This window comes from Pseudomonas sp. NPDC087598, from assembly GCF_044743525.1.
Classification (GTDB): domain Bacteria; phylum Pseudomonadota; class Gammaproteobacteria; order Pseudomonadales; family Pseudomonadaceae; genus Aquipseudomonas.
The window spans coordinates 72,791-87,509 of the sequence record NZ_JBIUWQ010000011.1; the positions used below are offsets into that span (position 1 = coordinate 72,791).

A 14,719-nucleotide genomic window follows, 5' to 3' on the forward strand; every position below is an offset into this window, starting at 1 on the left:
TTTATGACCGGCCGCTGTTATAGTTTTTGCTCTAACCGCAATGCGAGCCGTTCATGACCCCCACTTCCGCCCCGATCCTGATCACCGGCGCCGGCCAGCGTGTCGGTCTGCATTGCGCGCAGCGATTGCTTGAAGACGGCCACCGCGTCATTTTCACTTACCGCAGCGAACGTCCCGGTGTGCAAACGCTGCGGGATCTCGGCGCCATTGGCGTGTACGCGGATTTCTCCAGCGAAGCCGGCATTCTAGCCTTCATCAGCGAACTGAAAACCCACACCGCCAGCCTGCGCGCAATCGTGCACAACGCCTCCGAATGGCTGGCGGAAACCCCGGACAGCGAAGCCGAAGCATTTAGCCGGATGTTCAACATCCACATGCTCGCGCCCTATCTGATCAACCTGCATTGCGCCGACCTGCTCAAGCAGTCGACACCCGCAGACATCGTCCATATCAGCGACGATGTCACCCGCAAAGGCAGTAGCAAGCACATTGGCTATTGCGCCAGCAAAGCGGGGCTCGACAGCCTGACCCTGTCTTTTGCTGCTCGCTATGCACCGGCAATCAAGGTCAACGGCATCGCGCCTGCCCTGTTATTGTTCAATCCCGACGACGACGCGGCGTACCGTGCCAAGGCGCTGGCCAAATCCGCGCTGGGCATCGAGCCCGGCAGCGAAGTGATCTACCAGAGCCTGCGCTATCTGCTCGACAACCCGTATGTCACCGGTACGACCCTGACCGTCAACGGCGGAAGGCATATCAAGTAGTCGCCTCGCGAGGATGTTCAATGACCCGCTCCCTGCCCGAGAATTACCGCGAAATCCTCATCGGCCTCGGTGAAAACCCCGACCGCGAGGGTTTGCTCGACACGCCTGCGCGTGCGGCCAAGGCCATGCAATACCTCTGTAACGGTTACGAACAGAGCGTCGACAAGATCGTCAATGGCGCGCTGTTTGCCTCGGACAGTGACGAGATGATCATCGTCGCCGACATCGAGTTGTACTCGTTGTGCGAACATCACCTGCTGCCCTTCATTGGCAAGGCACATGTGGCTTATATTCCAACGGGCAAGGTGCTGGGGCTGTCGAAGATCGCGCGACTGGTGGACATGTTCGCCCGGCGCCTGCAAATTCAGGAAAACCTCACCCGGCAGATTGCCGATGCGGTGCAACAGGTCACCGATGCCGCCGGCGTCGCGGTGGTCATCGAGGCGCGGCACATGTGCATGATGATGCGCGGTGTCGAGAAACAGAATTCGACCATGAACACCTCGGTCATGCTTGGCGCCTTTCGCGAGTCGAGCAACACCCGCCAGGAGTTCCTGCAATTGATTGGACGGAGCAAGTAAATGCCACAACTTCAACCGGGAATGGCGCGCATCCGGGTCAAGGATCTGCGCTTGCGCACCTTTATCGGGATCAACGAGGACGAGATCCTCAACAAGCAGGATGTGTTGATCAACCTGACCATTCTGTATGCCGCGCAGGAAGCGGTGCGTGACAACGACATCGACCACGCGCTGAATTACCGCACCATCACCAAGGCGATCATCGCCCACGTCGAAGGCAACCGCTTCGCGCTGCTCGAACGGCTGACTCAGGAACTGCTCGATCTGGTGATGAGCAACAGTTCAGTGCTGTACGCCGAAGTCGAAGTCGACAAACCGCACGCGCTGCGTTTTGCCGAGTCGGTGTCAATAACGCTCGCGGCTAGCCGCTGAGCTTCAAGCTTCAAGCTTTGAGCTTCAAGCGGTAAGCTAACGGCCGACCCCGATCCAATCTTGCAGCTTGAAGCTTGCCGCTCAAAGCTGTCTCGCAGAGACTTTTATGACTGATCAGCAACGCCTCGAACTCGAAGCCGCCGCCTTCCGCCGGTTGGTCGCCCACCTGGACAGCCGCAAGGACGTGCAGAACATCGACCTGATGAACCTCGCCGGGTTCTGCCGCAACTGCCTGTCGAAGTGGTACAAGGCCGAAGCCGACGAGCGCCAGATCGAGGTCAGCCTCGATGACGCCCGCGAAGTGGTTTACGGCATGCCTTACGCCGAGTGGAAAGCCCAATATCAGCAAGAAGCCAACGCTGAACAACAAGCAGCGTTCGCCAAAGGAAAAACCCATGAGTGACCTGAACACCCTGCGCGCCAGCCTCAAAAGCGGCGAACACGCTTTCGCCGACACCCTCGCGTTCATCGCCGCCGGTTACGACTACCAGCCACAGGCGTTCAACAACGGTGGCGTGGAAAACGCTGCCGGGCAGAACGAAGGTTCGTGCAAGACCCTGGGTCTGGCGCTGCTGGAATGCCTGAGTGATGAAGAAGCGCTGCTGGCGTTCGGTGAGCATTACCGTTCGGTAGTGGCGACGCCTGAGGGCAGCGATCACGGCAACATTCGTGCGCTGATCCAGCACGGCCTGGCTGGTGTGAAGTTCGAAGTACAGCCGCTGACCCGCCGCTGATACCACAACCAACCACAATCACCTGTGGGAGCGAGCCTGCTCGCGAAAGCGGTGTGTCAGACACCAAAAATATTGGATGACCTGACGCCTTCGCGAGCAGGCTCACTCCTACAATGAATTGCGGTGCAGCAAAAATTGCGGGCACAAAAAAACCGGCCAATTGGCCGGTTTTTTTGCGTCTGCGATTTAGAACGAAGCGTTCTGCAGACCGTCCAGGTAACGCTCGGTGTCCAGTGCCGCCATGCAGCCGGCGCCGGCCGAGGTGATAGCCTGACGGTAAACGTGGTCAGCCACGTCACCGGCGGCGAAGATGCCTTCGACGCTGGTGGCAGTCGCGTTGCCGTCACGGCCGCCCTGCACCACCAGATAACCGTCTTTCAGGGTCAACTGGCCTTCGAACAGCGAAGTGTTCGGGGTGTGGCCGATGGCGATGAACACGCCGTCGACGGTGATTTCGTCGAAGCTGCCGTCGTTGTTCTTCAGGCGCGCACCGGTCACGCCCATGTTGTCGCCCAGCACTTCGTCGAGGTTGGCGTTCAACTTGAGGATGATCTTGCCTTCAGCGACGCGAGCGTTGAGCTTATCGATCAGGATCTTCTCGGCGCGGAAGGTTTCGCGACGGTGGATCAGGGTCACGGTGCTGGCGATGTTGGCCAGGTACAGCGCTTCTTCAACAGCGGTGTTGCCGCCGCCGACCACTGCCACTGGCTTGTTGCGGTAGAAGAAACCATCGCAGGTCGCGCAGGCCGAAACGCCTTTGCCCATGAACGCTTCTTCCGACGGCAGGCCCAGGTAACGAGCGCTGGCGCCGGTGGCGATGATCAGGGCGTCGCAGGTGTAGGTCGCGCTGTCGCCGGTCAGGGTGTACGGCTTGGCAGCGAAGTCCACGGCATTGATGTGATCGAACACGATCTCGGTTTCAAAGCGCTCGGCGTGCTCGCGCATCCGCTCCATCAGCACAGGACCGGTCAGGCCGTGCACGTCGCCCGGCCAGTTGTCGACTTCGGTGGTGGTGGTCAGTTGACCGCCAGCCTGCATGCCGGTGATCAGCAGCGGCTTGAGGTTGGCACGCGCGGCATACACCGCAGCGCTGTAACCGGCAGGGCCGGAACCCAGAATAATCACTCGCGAATGACGGACTTCAGACATGACCTGCTCCTGTTGACCGGGCCGAATAAACTGGCGCGGAACGCCGGACTGCCGGCGGGAATAAAAAAGGACTGTGGATAACCTTGGGGAAGGCGTGAGCTCGACAGTCCTGTAAAAAGTTGGGTGCAGCGTATCGAGGGGGGCAAGATTAAGGAAATACGGTTTAACAATCCAGCTCATAGGTGGTCTCTATGCCGACACACTGACGAGATGGACGTCTTTGTTACAGTGAATGTCGATCGCTCTGCCGTGCTTTCGCAGCTGTTGCAAAGTCGGTAAGGTCGGCGCGTTTTCCCTTGCTCGGAGCACCTTATGCCCGCCCCTGTTCTGTCCGGCCCGCAATACCTGCGCGAAGGCCTCAAACTGGTCCTCAGCCCCGGCCTGCGACTGTTCGTGTTGTTGCCGCTGGCCATCAATCTGGTGCTGTTCGTCGGATTGATCTATCTGGCCGGCCACCAGTTCAGCCTGTGGGTCGACACGCTGATGCCGTCGCTGCCCGACTGGCTGAGTTTCCTCAGCTACATCCTCTGGCCCTTGTTCGTAGTTTTGGTGGCGTTGATGGTGTTTTTCAGCTTCACCATGCTGGCCAACATCATCGCCGCGCCGTTCAACGGTTTCCTCGCGGAAAAAGTCGAAGTGGTGGTGCGTGGCACCGATGATTTCCCGGCATTCAGCTGGGGCGAACTGATCGCGATGATCCCGCGCACCCTCGCCCGGGAAATGCGCAAACTCGGCTACTTCCTGCCGAGGGCCATCGGCCTGTTCATCCTCTCGTTTATCCCGGTGGTAAACATCATCGCCGCGCCGCTGTGGCTGTTGTTCGGTGTGTGGATGATGGCCATCCAGTACATCGACTACCCGGCGGACAACCACAAGCTAGGCTGGAACGAGATGCTCGCGTGGCTGCGCCAGAAGCGTTGGCAGAGCATGAGTTTTGGCGGCATCGTCTACCTGGCGCTGCTGATTCCGGTGGTCAACATCCTGATGATGCCGGCCGCCGTGGCCGGGGCGACGCTGTTCTGGGTGCGTGAGCGCGGTGCCGAGAATTTGGTGACGCAGCGCTGAGCCGGTAAAAAACAGCCCGTCACAAATCCATCATCCGGACGTCACAAGTACGACATGGCCTCAGTCGACACTGAGGTCATGACGACAGCTCTACACATCACTCTGATCAGCGAAACCTTCCCACCGGAAATCAACGGCGTGGCTAACACCCTTGGCCGCTTGTGCGATGGACTGCGCGCGCGCGGGCATCGGGTCGAACTGGTGCGCCCGCGTCAGGCCGATGATCCGCAACGCAGTGAGGATGATGCACTGCTGCTGTGCCGAGGCTGGCCATTGCCGGGTTACCCCGGTTTGCAATGGGGTCAGTCGTCGATGCACAAACTGTTGCGGCGCTGGAAACGTCAGCGCCCGGATGTGCTGTACATCGCCACTGAAGGCCCACTCGGTTTGTCGGCATTGCGCGCGGCGCGGAGACTGGGGATCTCGGTGGTCAGCGGTTTTCACACCAACTTTCAGCAGTACACCAACCAGTACGGGCTCGGTCTGCTGACCCGGATGCTGACCCACTACCTGCGCTGGTTTCACAACCGTTCGGCGCTGACACTGGTGCCGAGCGTCAGTCAGCGTCTGGAACTGGAGCGGCGGCATTTCGAGCGTTTGGCGTTGTTGTCGCGAGGTGTGGACAGTCAGTTGTTTCATCCGGCGAAACGGCTGAACGGCTTACGTGAGCAATGGGGACTGGGCGAGCGGGACATTGCGGTGATTCATGTAGGACGGCTCGCGCCAGAGAAAAATCTCGGTTTGCTCAAGCGCTGCTTTGAAAAGCTGCGCAGCACTTATCCACAGCGCAATCTGAAGCTGATCGTGGTCGGCGACGGGCCGCAACGTGTCGCACTGGAACGGGATCTGCCCGAGGCGATTTTCTGTGGTTCGCAACGCGGTGAAGCACTGGCGACGCACTATGCGTCGGGTGATGTTTTTCTGTTCCCGAGCCTGACCGAAACCTTCGGCAATGTGGTGCTGGAGGCGCTGGCCTCAGGGCTGGGTGTGGTGGCTTACGATCAGGCTGCGGCGGCGCAGCATATTCGCCATGGCTACAACGGCGTGCTGGCGATGCCGGGCGATGAAGAAGCGTTTTGCGACGCGGCGGCGTGGTTGCTGGAGGAGGATGAGACGTTGCGCTGCGTACGCCTGAATGCGCGCCAGCATGCGAGTCGCCAAGGGTGGGCGACGATCATTGAGCAGTTTGAGAGTCACTTGCGCGGGGCGTGCGTCGGGGAGCAGGTTGTGCCGAATGCGCAGACATTACCTTAGGCCTTCGCTGATTTTGAGCCGCCTTCGCGAGCAGGCTCGCTCCCACAAAGGATCTCCAGTGAACACGGATATTGTGAGCATCAGAGAAACCTGTGGGAGCGAGCCTGCTCGCGAAGGGGCTAGAAATGGCGCCGTTTAAACCAGCGTCATCAACGCCTCACGGCTGAACGGCAGAATGTCCTGCTCACGCCCTTCACGCACTTTCAGCGCCCAGTCCGGGTCGACCAGCAGCGCACGCCCCACCGCCACCAGATCGAATTCCTCTTTGTTCAGGCGCTCCAGCAAGTTTTCCAGACTGGCCGGCTGCGCAACCTTGTCAGTGTTGACCATGAACTGCAGGAACTCACCGTCCAGCCCCACGCTACCAACAGTGATGGTCGGTTTGCCGGTGAGTTTGCGCGTCCAGCCGGCCAGGTTCAGTTCGGAACCGTCGAACTCCGGCTCCCAGAAACGTCGAGTCGAGCAGTGAAAAATGTCCACACCAGCCTCGGACAACGGCTTGAGGAATTCGCCCAAAGCCTCTGGGGTCTGCACCAGACGCGCGGTGTAATCCTGCTGCTTCCACTGCGAGAAGCGGAAGATGATCGGGAAACCTTCGCCGACCGCCGCCCGCACGGCTTGAATCAGTTCGATGGCAAAACGCGAACGGTTGGCCAGGCTGCCGCCGTATTCGTCAGTGCGCTGGTTGCTGCCTTCCCAGAAAAACTGGTCGATCAGGTAACCGTGGGCGCCGTGGATCTCCACGCCGTCCATGCCGATGCTCTGGGCATCTTTCGCCGCTTGGGCAAAAGCGCCGATGACGTCCTGGATGTCCTGTTTGCTCATGCCGTGCACCACGACCTGGCCATCCTTGAGTTTTTCTGACGGGCCATAACCCGGCACGCTGGCGTCCGGCTCGGTGCCGATACGCCGCACACTGCCGACGTGCCACAGTTGCGGAACGATCTTGCCACCTTCGGCGTGCACGGCATCAACGACTTTTTTCCAGCCGGCCAATGGCGCGTCACCAAAGAATTGCGGCACGTTCGGATAGCCGTTGGAGGCAATGTGACCGACGGTGGTGCCTTCGGTGATGATCAGGCCGACACCAGCCGCAGCACGACGACGGTAGTATTCAATGACTTTGGAATTGGGCACGCCGCCCGGGGAAAACGAGCGGGTCATGGGCGCCATGACCACGCGGGTCGGCAGTTCGAGGGCACCGAGATGAAACGGCTTGAACAAGGCTTGAACCGGCATTGGAAGGCTCCACAAGGAATGACTTTATGACGGCGATAATATGGAGACCCGAAGCGTTTGAACAGCATTATTGATTTCGGTGATTAAGGATCAGAAACAAAAGATCGCAGCACCGACAGTCCATTGTAGGAGCTGCCGAAGGCTGCGATCTTTTGATCTTGGCGGTTTAACCCAGCGCTTTCTCGATCGCGGCAATCACCGTCGGATCATCCGGCGCCGTGCGCGGCGAGAACCGGGCCAGCACCCGGCCGTCCTTGCCGAGCAGGAACTTCTCGAAATTCCAGGTGATGTCACCGGGGAATTCCGCGCCCTCGCCCGCCAGCAAACGGTACAGCTGATGACGATCGTGCCCGTTGACTTCGAGCTTGCTCGACAACGGAAACGTCACGCCATAGTTGAGGCTGCAGAATTCCTGAATTTCCTGCTCGGTGCCCGGTTCCTGACCGGCAAACTGGTTGCACGGCAGGCCCAGCACACTGAAACCTTTACCTTTGAACTGCTGATAGAGGTTTTCCAGCGCCGCATACTGTGGGGTCAAGCCGCATTTGGAGGCGACGTTGACCACCAGCACGACGTGGCCTTTGAAAGGCGCCAGCGGTAGCTCCTGACCATCCAGGGCTGTCAACTTAAGGTCGTGAAAAGCACTCATGACGGACTCCAGGATTCCCGTGTTCTACTCGAAACAGCCACTTGGCGAGACCACCAAGGACAGCCGCGGACTAAAAAGGCGCCCGCAGGCGCCTCTCCAGTTCTCGAAAGCTTAGCGCAGAAATCAGTGGTGATGGCCACCTTCGCCATGGACGTGACCATGAGCGATTTCTTCCTGGCTGGCGTCACGGATGGCAACGATCTTCACTTTGAAGTTCAGACGCTGACCGGCCAGTGGGTGGTTGCCGTCGACAGTGACATCGTCGCCGTCCAGGTCACGAATGGTGACGATCTGCATCTGGCCGTCCGGCGCCGAAGCGTGGAACTGCATGCCGACTTCCAGCTCGTCAACGCCTTCGAACATGCTGCGGCTCAGGGTGCTGACCAGTTCAGCGGCGTATTCGCCGTAAGCGTCTTCCGGTTCAACGGAAACTTCCAGCTCATCACCAACAGCTTTACCTTCCAGGGCTTTTTCCAGACCCGGGATGATGTTGCCTGCGCCTTGCAGGTAAACCAGCGGAGCGCCGCCGGCGGAGCTGTCGATGACCTCACCAGCGTCGTTGGTGAGGGTATAGTCGATGGAGACAGCCTTATTGGCGGCGATCAGCATGGGGCGAGACCTTTTGCATAAGAATATAGAAAGGCCAAGTTTAGCGAAGCAATCGCGCGAAAGCGAACACAACCCGGACAAACGGGATTCGACCATTATCGGCTTTCATCAGGACGAGGAAGGTCACTGGGTGGCCGAGCTTTCCTGCGGCCATAGCCAACACTTGCGTCATCAGCCGCCGTGGCAATCGCGAGCCTGGGTGCTCGACCCGGCGCAACGTATTGAAAAAATAGGCCAACCCTTTGCCTGCGGTTGGTGCGTTCAAGGCTCGGTTAGCGATAACCTTGGCGACTGAATTTCGGTCGGCGGTCACGTATAGATCGCCACCATTGCCATGCACCCTTAGAGAATTCGCATGCAAACTTTTTTTATCGCGCCCACCGATTTTGGCGTGGGTCTGACCTCCATCAGCCTCGGGCTGGTGCGTACATTGGAGCGCGCCGGCTTGAAAGTCGGCTTCTTCAAACCCATCGCCCAGCCGCACCCGGGTGACACCGGCCCCGAACGCTCGACCGAACTGGTGGCCCGTACCCACGGTTTGAAACCCCCGCAACCGTTGGGCCTGGCCCATGTCGAGCGGATGCTCGGCGACGGTCAGCTTGATGAGCTGCTCGAAGAAATCATCACCCTGTATCAGCAGGCCGCCGTCGGCAAAGACGTGTTGGTGGTCGAAGGCATGGTGCCGACCCGCAGCGCCAGTTATGCCGCACGGGTCAATCTGCATTTGGCCAAAAGCCTCGATGCCGAGGTGATTCTGGTCTCGGCGCCGGAAAACGAAGTGCTTGCCGAACTCTCCGGCCGCGTCGAATTGCAGGCGCAATTGTTCGGTGGCCCGAAAGATCCGAAAGTCCTCGGCGTGATCCTCAACAAGGTCAAGACCGAGGAAAGCATGGATGCCTTCGCCGCACGCCTCAAGGAGCATTCGCCATTGCTGCGCAGCGGTGATTTCCGCCTGCTCGGCTGCATCCCGTATCAGCCTGAATTGAATGCGCCGCGCACCCGTGACGTCGCCGACCTGATGGGCGCGCAAGTGCTCAACGCCGGCGACTACGAAACCCGCCGGATGACCAAAATCATCATTTGCGCACGGACCATGCGCAACACCGTCGAGCTGCTCAAGCCCGGCGTGCTGGTGGTGACCCCGGGCGATCGCGACGACATCATCCTCGCCGTCAGCCTCGCGGCGATCAACGGCGTGCCGCTGGCCGGTCTGTTGCTGACCAGCGACACCCTGCCCGATCCGCGCATCATGGATCTGTGCCGTGGCGCGTTGCAGGCCGGTTTGCCGGTGCTGTCGGTGAGCACCGGCTCCTACGACACCGCCAACCTGCTCAACGGCCTGAACAAGGAAATCCCGATCGACGACCGCGAGCGTGCGGAGATCATCACCGACTTCGTCGCCAGTCACCTCGATGCCAACTGGCTGCACCAGCGCTGCGGCACGCCACGGGAAATGCGCCTGTCGCCTGCCGTGTTCCGCTATCAACTGATCCAGCGCGCCCAGGCTGCCAACAAGCGCATCGTCCTGCCCGAAGGCAGCGAGCCGTTCACCGTGCAAGCCGCGGCGATCTGCCAGGAGCGCGGGATTGCCCGTTGCGTGTTGCTGGCCAAACCCGAAGACGTCGAAGCCGTAGCCCGCGCCCAAGGCATCGTGCTGCCGCCAGGGTTGGAGATTCTCGATCCGGACCTGATTCGCGAACGCTACGTCGAACCGATGGTGGCCCTGCGCAAAAGCAAAAGCCTCAATGCGCCGATGGCAGAACAGCAACTGGAAGACACCGTGGTGATCGGCACCATGATGCTCGCGCTGGATGAGGTCGACGGGCTCGTTTCCGGCGTGATCAACACCACCGCCAACACCATCCGCCCGGCCCTGCAACTGATCAAAACCGCACCGGGCTGCACGTTGGTCTCGTCGGTGTTCTTCATGCTGTTTCCGGAAGAAGTGCTGGTGTATGGCGACTGCGTGATGAACCCTCATCCAAGCGCAACGGAACTGGCCGAGATTGCTCTGCAAAGCGCCGACTCGGCTGCGGCGTTCGGCATCACCCCGCGTGTGGCGATGATCAGTTACTCCAGCGGCGAATCGGCCAGTGGCGAAGAAGTCGAGAAAGTCCGCGAAGCCACCCTGCTCGCCCATGAGCAACAGCACTCGCTGCTGATCGACGGCCCGTTGCAATACGATGCTGCCGCCAACGCGGACGTTGCCCGGCAACTGGCGCCGAACAGTCAGGTCGCCGGGCGCGCCACGGTGTTTGTCTTCCCGGATCTGAACACAGGCAACACCACGCACAAAGCCGTGCAACGCAGCGCCGATTGCGTCAGCCTCGGGCCGATGCTGCAAGGCTTGCGCAAACCGGTGAACGATTTGCCGCGCGGCGCGCAAGTCGACGACATCGTCTACACCATCGCCCTCACCGCGATTCAAGCCGCCAACCGACCTATGGATGTGTAAATGCTGGATTTTCTACCTGCACCGTTGCGCGGCGTGATCGCCTCGCTGCTGTTGGCAATCAACACGATTCTGCTGTGCTCGTTTCTGTTCTGCGTGGCGCTGATCAAAGTGCTGCCGTTCGACTTCGCCCGGCGTGCCTCACTCTGGTTGATGAGCCATACCCATGAGGCGTGGATCAGCAACAACAAAGGCTGGATGAACCTGGTGCGGCGCACGCGCTGGCACATCAGCGGCCTGCAGGGCCTGGACTACCAGCACTCGTACCTGATCACCAGCAACCATCAGAGCTGGGTCGACATTCTGGTGCTGCAATACGTGCTCAACCGGAAAATCCAGCCGCTGAAATTCTTCCTCAAACAGGAATTGATCTGGGTGCCGGTGATTGGTCTGGCGTGGTGGGCGCTGGGTTTTCCATTCATGAAGCGCTACTCCAAGGCGTACCTGGAAAAACACCCGGAGAAGAAAGGCAAAGACCTCGAAACCACCCGCAAGACCTGCGCGAAGTTTCGTGATAATCCGGTGGGGATCTTCAACTTCGTCGAAGGCACGCGCTTCACCGAAGGCAAACATGCCCAGCAGCAATCACCGTTCAAATACCTGCTCAAGGCCAAGGCTGGCGGCATCGCATTTGTGCTGGATGCGATGGGCGAGCAACTCGAGTCCATCGTCAACGTGACCATCCACTATCCGGGTGGACGTCCGGGATTCTGGGATTTGCTCTGCGGCAATGTTCGAGATGTCGTGGTGCACTTTGAAGAACTGAAGATCCCGCAGCAGTTCATTGGCAAGAACTACGATCAGGACGGCGAATATCGCCTGCAGTTTCAGGGCTGGATCAATCAGCTGTGGCTGGACAAGGATGCGTTGCTCGAACAGATGCACCGCGAATACCCAGCCAAACACTAACCCCCTGTGGGAGCGAGCCTGCTCGCGAAAGCGGTGGATCAGCTTGCAAAGATGTTGAATGAGATAACGCTTTCGCGAGCAGGCTCACTCCTACAGTTTTGACCGAGTTGGCCCGAAATAAAAAGCCCGCCGATGATTGCTCATCGGCGGGCTTTTTCTTGCAGCTTGAAACTAGAAGCTTGTCACTGCTTTATCGCTTAGATCGCACCACGCTTACGCAGCAGATCCAGCACTTGCTTGACGCTTTCTTCCAGACTCAGTGTCTGCGTGTCGATCACCAGATCAGCGTTCAGCGGCACATCGTACGGGAAGGATTCGCCCGGGATATTGTCGCCACCCGCCGCATACAGACCTTGCGGATCACGCTCGGCGCACACGCTCGGCGAAGCCTGCACATAGACCGTCAACAGACGATCCTTGCCGATCAGGTCCTTGGCCTGCTCGCGCCCTTCGGCACTCGGCGCAACGAACGCGGCCAGGGTCAGCAGACCCGCTTCGTTGAACTGACGTGCAACGTGCGCGGCACGACGCCAGTTCTCGGTGCGACCGGCACGATCCTGCGGCAGACCTTTGTTGAGATCGTGACGCAGATTCTGGCCATCCAGCACAAACACCGCACGGCCCATGTCGAACAGCTTGCGCTCGACGGCATAAGCCAAGGTGCTTTTGCCCGCGCCCGACAAACCGCTAAACAGCACGGTGGCCGGTTGCTGGCCGAAACGCTGAGCGCGCTCTTCGGTGGCAACGTGGGCCAGTTTGCCGTGGTGCGAGGCCGTGCCGTGAGCCACTGGCTGCGCGACGATCATGCCGGCGCCGACAGTGCCGTTGGTCAAACGGTCGATGATGATGAACGCGCCGGTGGTGCGGTTGCTTTCGTAACCGTCGAGGGCGATCGGCGCGTCGAGCGCGATCTTCACCTTGCCGATTTCGTTGAGCTGCAACGCGCTCGCCGGGCCTTCTTCAAGGGTGTTCACGTCGACCTTGTTGACGATGCTGGCGATCGAGCCCGGCACGTAACTGGTGGCGCGTTTGATGTCGTATTTTTTGCCCGGCAGCATCGGCTCTTCAGCCATCCACACCAGCATCGCTTCGAAGCTGTCGGTGACCGGCGGGACGTTGTCGGCATGTACCAACAGATCGCCGCGGGAGATGTCGATTTCGTCTTCCATGGTCAGCGTGACAGCCTGACCAGGACCTGCGTGTTCCAGCTCACCTTCGAAGGTGACAATGGATTTCACGCGGCTGCTCTTGCCCGACGGCAGCACAACCACTTCGTCGCCTTTCTTGACGATGCCACTGGCGAGGGTGCCAGCGAAACCGCGGAAGTTCAGGTTGGGACGGTTGACGTACTGCACCGGGAAACGCAGATCGGTGAAGTTGCGATCGCCCGCGACTTCCACGGTCTCGAGAATTTCCATCAGCGACTGGCCTTTGTACCAAGGCGAGCGCTCGGACTTGTTCACCACGTTGTCGCCCTTCAGGGCAGACATCGGCACAAAGTGCATGCTGGTCGGCTTCATCTTCAAGCCTTCGGCAAACTTCAGGTAGTCGGCCTTGATCGACTCGAACACGCCCTCATCGAAGTCCTTCAAGTCCATCTTGTTGATGGCGACAACGATGTGTTTGATCCCCAGCAGGGACGCGATGAAGCTGTGGCGACGGGTCTGGGTCTGCACGCCGTAACGGGCGTCGACCAGAATGATCGCCAGGTCACAGGTGGACGCACCAGTGGCCATGTTGCGGGTGTACTGCTCATGGCCGGGGGTGTCGGCGATGATGAATTTGCGTTTGGCAGTAGAGAAATAGCGGTAGGCGACATCGATGGTGATGCCCTGCTCGCGCTCGGCCTGCAAGCCGTCAACCAGCAATGCCAGGTCGATGTCGTCACCGGTGGTGCCGACTTTCTTCGAGTCGCGGGTAATGGCTTCGAGGTGATCTTCGTAGATCATTTTCGAGTCGTGCAGCAGGCGCCCGATCTGGGTGCTCTTGCCGTCATCGACGTTACCGCAAGTCAAAAAGCGCAGCAGCTCTTTACGTTCGTGCTGGCCCAGGTAAGCGAGGATGTCCTCGCTGATCAAATCAGAAACATGCGACATGACAACCCCTTAGAAATAGCCTTGACGTTTTTTATCTTCCATCGAGCCTGCGCCATCGTGGTCGATGACTCGGCCCTGGCGCTCGGAAGTTCGCGTCAGGAGCATTTCCTGGATGATGTCCGTCAGCGTCTCGGCTTCGGACTCCACGGCGCCCGTCAACGGGTAGCAGCCAAGGGTACGGAAACGCACTTTCTTTTTGACGATGCGCGCTTTGTCTTCGTCGGACAGGTGCTCGAGGATGCGCTCGTCGTCGATCATGATCAGCGTGCCGTTCTTCTCGATCACTTCGCGTTCGGCGGCGAAGTACAGCGGCACAATCGGGATGCCTTCGAGGTAGATGTACTGCCAGATGTCCAGCTCGGTCCAGTTCGACAACGGGAACACACGAATGGATTCGCCCTTGTTGACCTTGCCGTTGTAGACGTTCCACAGCTCTGGACGCTGATTTTTCGGGTCCCAGCGGTGCTTGCTGTCGCGGAACGAGTACACGCGCTCTTTGGCGCGGGACTTCTCTTCATCGCGACGGGCGCCGCCGAAAGCGGCGTCGAAACCATGCTTGTCGAGTGCCTGCTTGAGGCCTTCGGTTTTCATGATGTCGGTGTGCTTGGCACTGCCGTGGGTGAACGGGTTGATGTTCTGCGCCACGCCGTCCGGGTTGATGTGAGTGATGAGGTCCAGGCCCAGCTCTTCGACCATCTTGTCGCGGAACTTGTACATCTCCTGGAATTTCCACCGGGTGTCGACGTGCATCACCGGAAACGGCAGTTTGCCCGGGACGAACGCCTTGCGTGCCAGGTGCAGCATCACGGCGGAGTCTTTACCGATGGAGTACAGCATCACCGGGTT

The 14,719-nt window shown here is 59.5% G+C and carries 16 protein-coding genes; 10 read left to right on the forward strand and 6 right to left on the reverse strand.

Annotated elements, in window-relative coordinates; translation table 11 throughout:
• Positions 1-53: 53 nt before the first annotated feature.
• The 5 genes from folM to ACIOWE_RS08810 all read left to right on the forward strand — a co-directional run bounded on the left by folM (position 54) and on the right by ACIOWE_RS08810 (position 2,451).
• A complete protein-coding gene (folM, locus tag ACIOWE_RS08790) occupies positions 54-764 on the forward strand; it encodes a dihydromonapterin reductase (protein ID WP_401389940.1) in 711 nt (236 codons plus the stop codon).
• A 20-nt stretch (positions 765-784) separates the two neighbouring features.
• Positions 785-1,345, forward strand: a complete 561-nt coding sequence (gene folE / locus ACIOWE_RS08795; RefSeq protein ID WP_401389943.1) for a GTP cyclohydrolase I FolE — start codon at positions 785-787, stop codon at positions 1,343-1,345.
• Complete coding sequence (gene folX / locus ACIOWE_RS08800; RefSeq protein WP_401389946.1) at positions 1,346-1,717, forward strand: dihydroneopterin triphosphate 2'-epimerase; 372 nt, start codon at positions 1,346-1,348, stop codon at positions 1,715-1,717.
• A gap of 106 nt (positions 1,718-1,823) precedes the next feature.
• On the forward strand, positions 1,824-2,120 hold the full coding sequence (locus tag ACIOWE_RS08805) for a DUF1244 domain-containing protein (RefSeq protein ID WP_064387982.1): 297 nt from the start codon (positions 1,824-1,826) through the stop codon (positions 2,118-2,120).
• The gene (locus tag ACIOWE_RS08810; protein WP_401389949.1) at positions 2,113-2,451 is read left to right on the forward strand and encodes a HopJ type III effector protein; all 339 of its coding nucleotides are present in this window, start codon (positions 2,113-2,115) and stop codon (positions 2,449-2,451) included. The genes ACIOWE_RS08805 and ACIOWE_RS08810 overlap by 8 nt, the downstream gene beginning before the upstream one ends.
• A 186-nt stretch (positions 2,452-2,637) precedes the next feature.
• Here ACIOWE_RS08810 and trxB read toward each other — a convergent pair whose 3' ends face one another.
• The gene (gene trxB, locus ACIOWE_RS08815) at positions 2,638-3,600 is read right to left on the reverse strand and encodes a thioredoxin-disulfide reductase (RefSeq protein ID WP_064119385.1); all 963 of its coding nucleotides are present in this window, start codon (positions 3,598-3,600) and stop codon (positions 2,638-2,640) included.
• A 312-nt stretch (positions 3,601-3,912) separates the two neighbouring features.
• On the opposite strand from trxB, the gene cysZ reads away from it, so the two are divergent.
• Both cysZ and ACIOWE_RS08825 read left to right on the forward strand, forming a co-directional pair.
• Complete coding sequence (gene cysZ / locus ACIOWE_RS08820) at positions 3,913-4,665, forward strand: sulfate transporter CysZ (protein WP_401389953.1); 753 nt, start codon at positions 3,913-3,915, stop codon at positions 4,663-4,665.
• A gap of 54 nt (positions 4,666-4,719) precedes the next feature.
• Complete coding sequence (locus ACIOWE_RS08825) at positions 4,720-5,919, forward strand: glycosyltransferase family 4 protein (RefSeq protein WP_401389956.1); 1,200 nt, start codon at positions 4,720-4,722, stop codon at positions 5,917-5,919.
• Between the two features lie 135 nt (positions 5,920-6,054).
• Here ACIOWE_RS08825 and ACIOWE_RS08830 read toward each other — a convergent pair whose 3' ends face one another.
• The 3 genes from ACIOWE_RS08830 to ACIOWE_RS08840 form a co-directional block, all read right to left on the reverse strand.
• The gene (locus ACIOWE_RS08830; RefSeq protein ID WP_401389959.1) at positions 6,055-7,158 is read right to left on the reverse strand and encodes an NADH:flavin oxidoreductase; all 1,104 of its coding nucleotides are present in this window, start codon (positions 7,156-7,158) and stop codon (positions 6,055-6,057) included.
• A 166-nt stretch (positions 7,159-7,324) separates the two neighbouring features.
• Positions 7,325-7,807, reverse strand: coding sequence for a glutathione peroxidase (locus ACIOWE_RS08835; RefSeq protein ID WP_401389962.1), 483 nt, complete (start codon positions 7,805-7,807; stop codon positions 7,325-7,327).
• A 123-nt stretch (positions 7,808-7,930) separates the two neighbouring features.
• Positions 7,931-8,416 carry a peptidylprolyl isomerase gene (locus tag ACIOWE_RS08840; RefSeq protein WP_166217709.1) on the reverse strand — a complete coding sequence of 162 codons (486 nt, stop codon included), beginning with the start codon at positions 8,414-8,416 and terminating at the stop codon, positions 7,931-7,933.
• Here ACIOWE_RS08840 and ACIOWE_RS08845 point away from each other — a divergent pair.
• Genes ACIOWE_RS08845 through ACIOWE_RS08855 form a run of 3 tightly spaced genes read left to right on the forward strand, consistent with a single transcriptional unit; the run spans position 8,385 to position 11,777 of the window.
• On the forward strand, positions 8,385-8,711 hold the full coding sequence (locus ACIOWE_RS08845; protein ID WP_401389965.1) for a DUF3565 domain-containing protein: 327 nt from the start codon (positions 8,385-8,387) through the stop codon (positions 8,709-8,711). The two genes, ACIOWE_RS08840 and ACIOWE_RS08845, sit on opposite strands and share 32 nt — an antisense overlap.
• Before the next feature lie 60 nt (positions 8,712-8,771).
• Complete coding sequence (pta, locus tag ACIOWE_RS08850; protein ID WP_401389968.1) at positions 8,772-10,871, forward strand: phosphate acetyltransferase; 2,100 nt, start codon at positions 8,772-8,774, stop codon at positions 10,869-10,871.
• A complete protein-coding gene (locus tag ACIOWE_RS08855) occupies positions 10,872-11,777 on the forward strand; it encodes an acyltransferase (RefSeq protein ID WP_401389971.1) in 906 nt (301 codons plus the stop codon).
• A gap of 197 nt (positions 11,778-11,974) precedes the next feature.
• Here ACIOWE_RS08855 and cysN read toward each other — a convergent pair whose 3' ends face one another.
• Entirely contained in the window at positions 11,975-13,873 is a 1,899-nt protein-coding gene (cysN, locus tag ACIOWE_RS08860) for a sulfate adenylyltransferase subunit CysN (protein ID WP_401389974.1), read from the reverse strand.
• A 9-nt stretch (positions 13,874-13,882) separates the two neighbouring features.
• A partial coding sequence (cysD, locus tag ACIOWE_RS08865; protein WP_401389977.1) for a sulfate adenylyltransferase subunit CysD occupies positions 13,883-14,719 on the reverse strand: 837 nt, incomplete at its 5' end.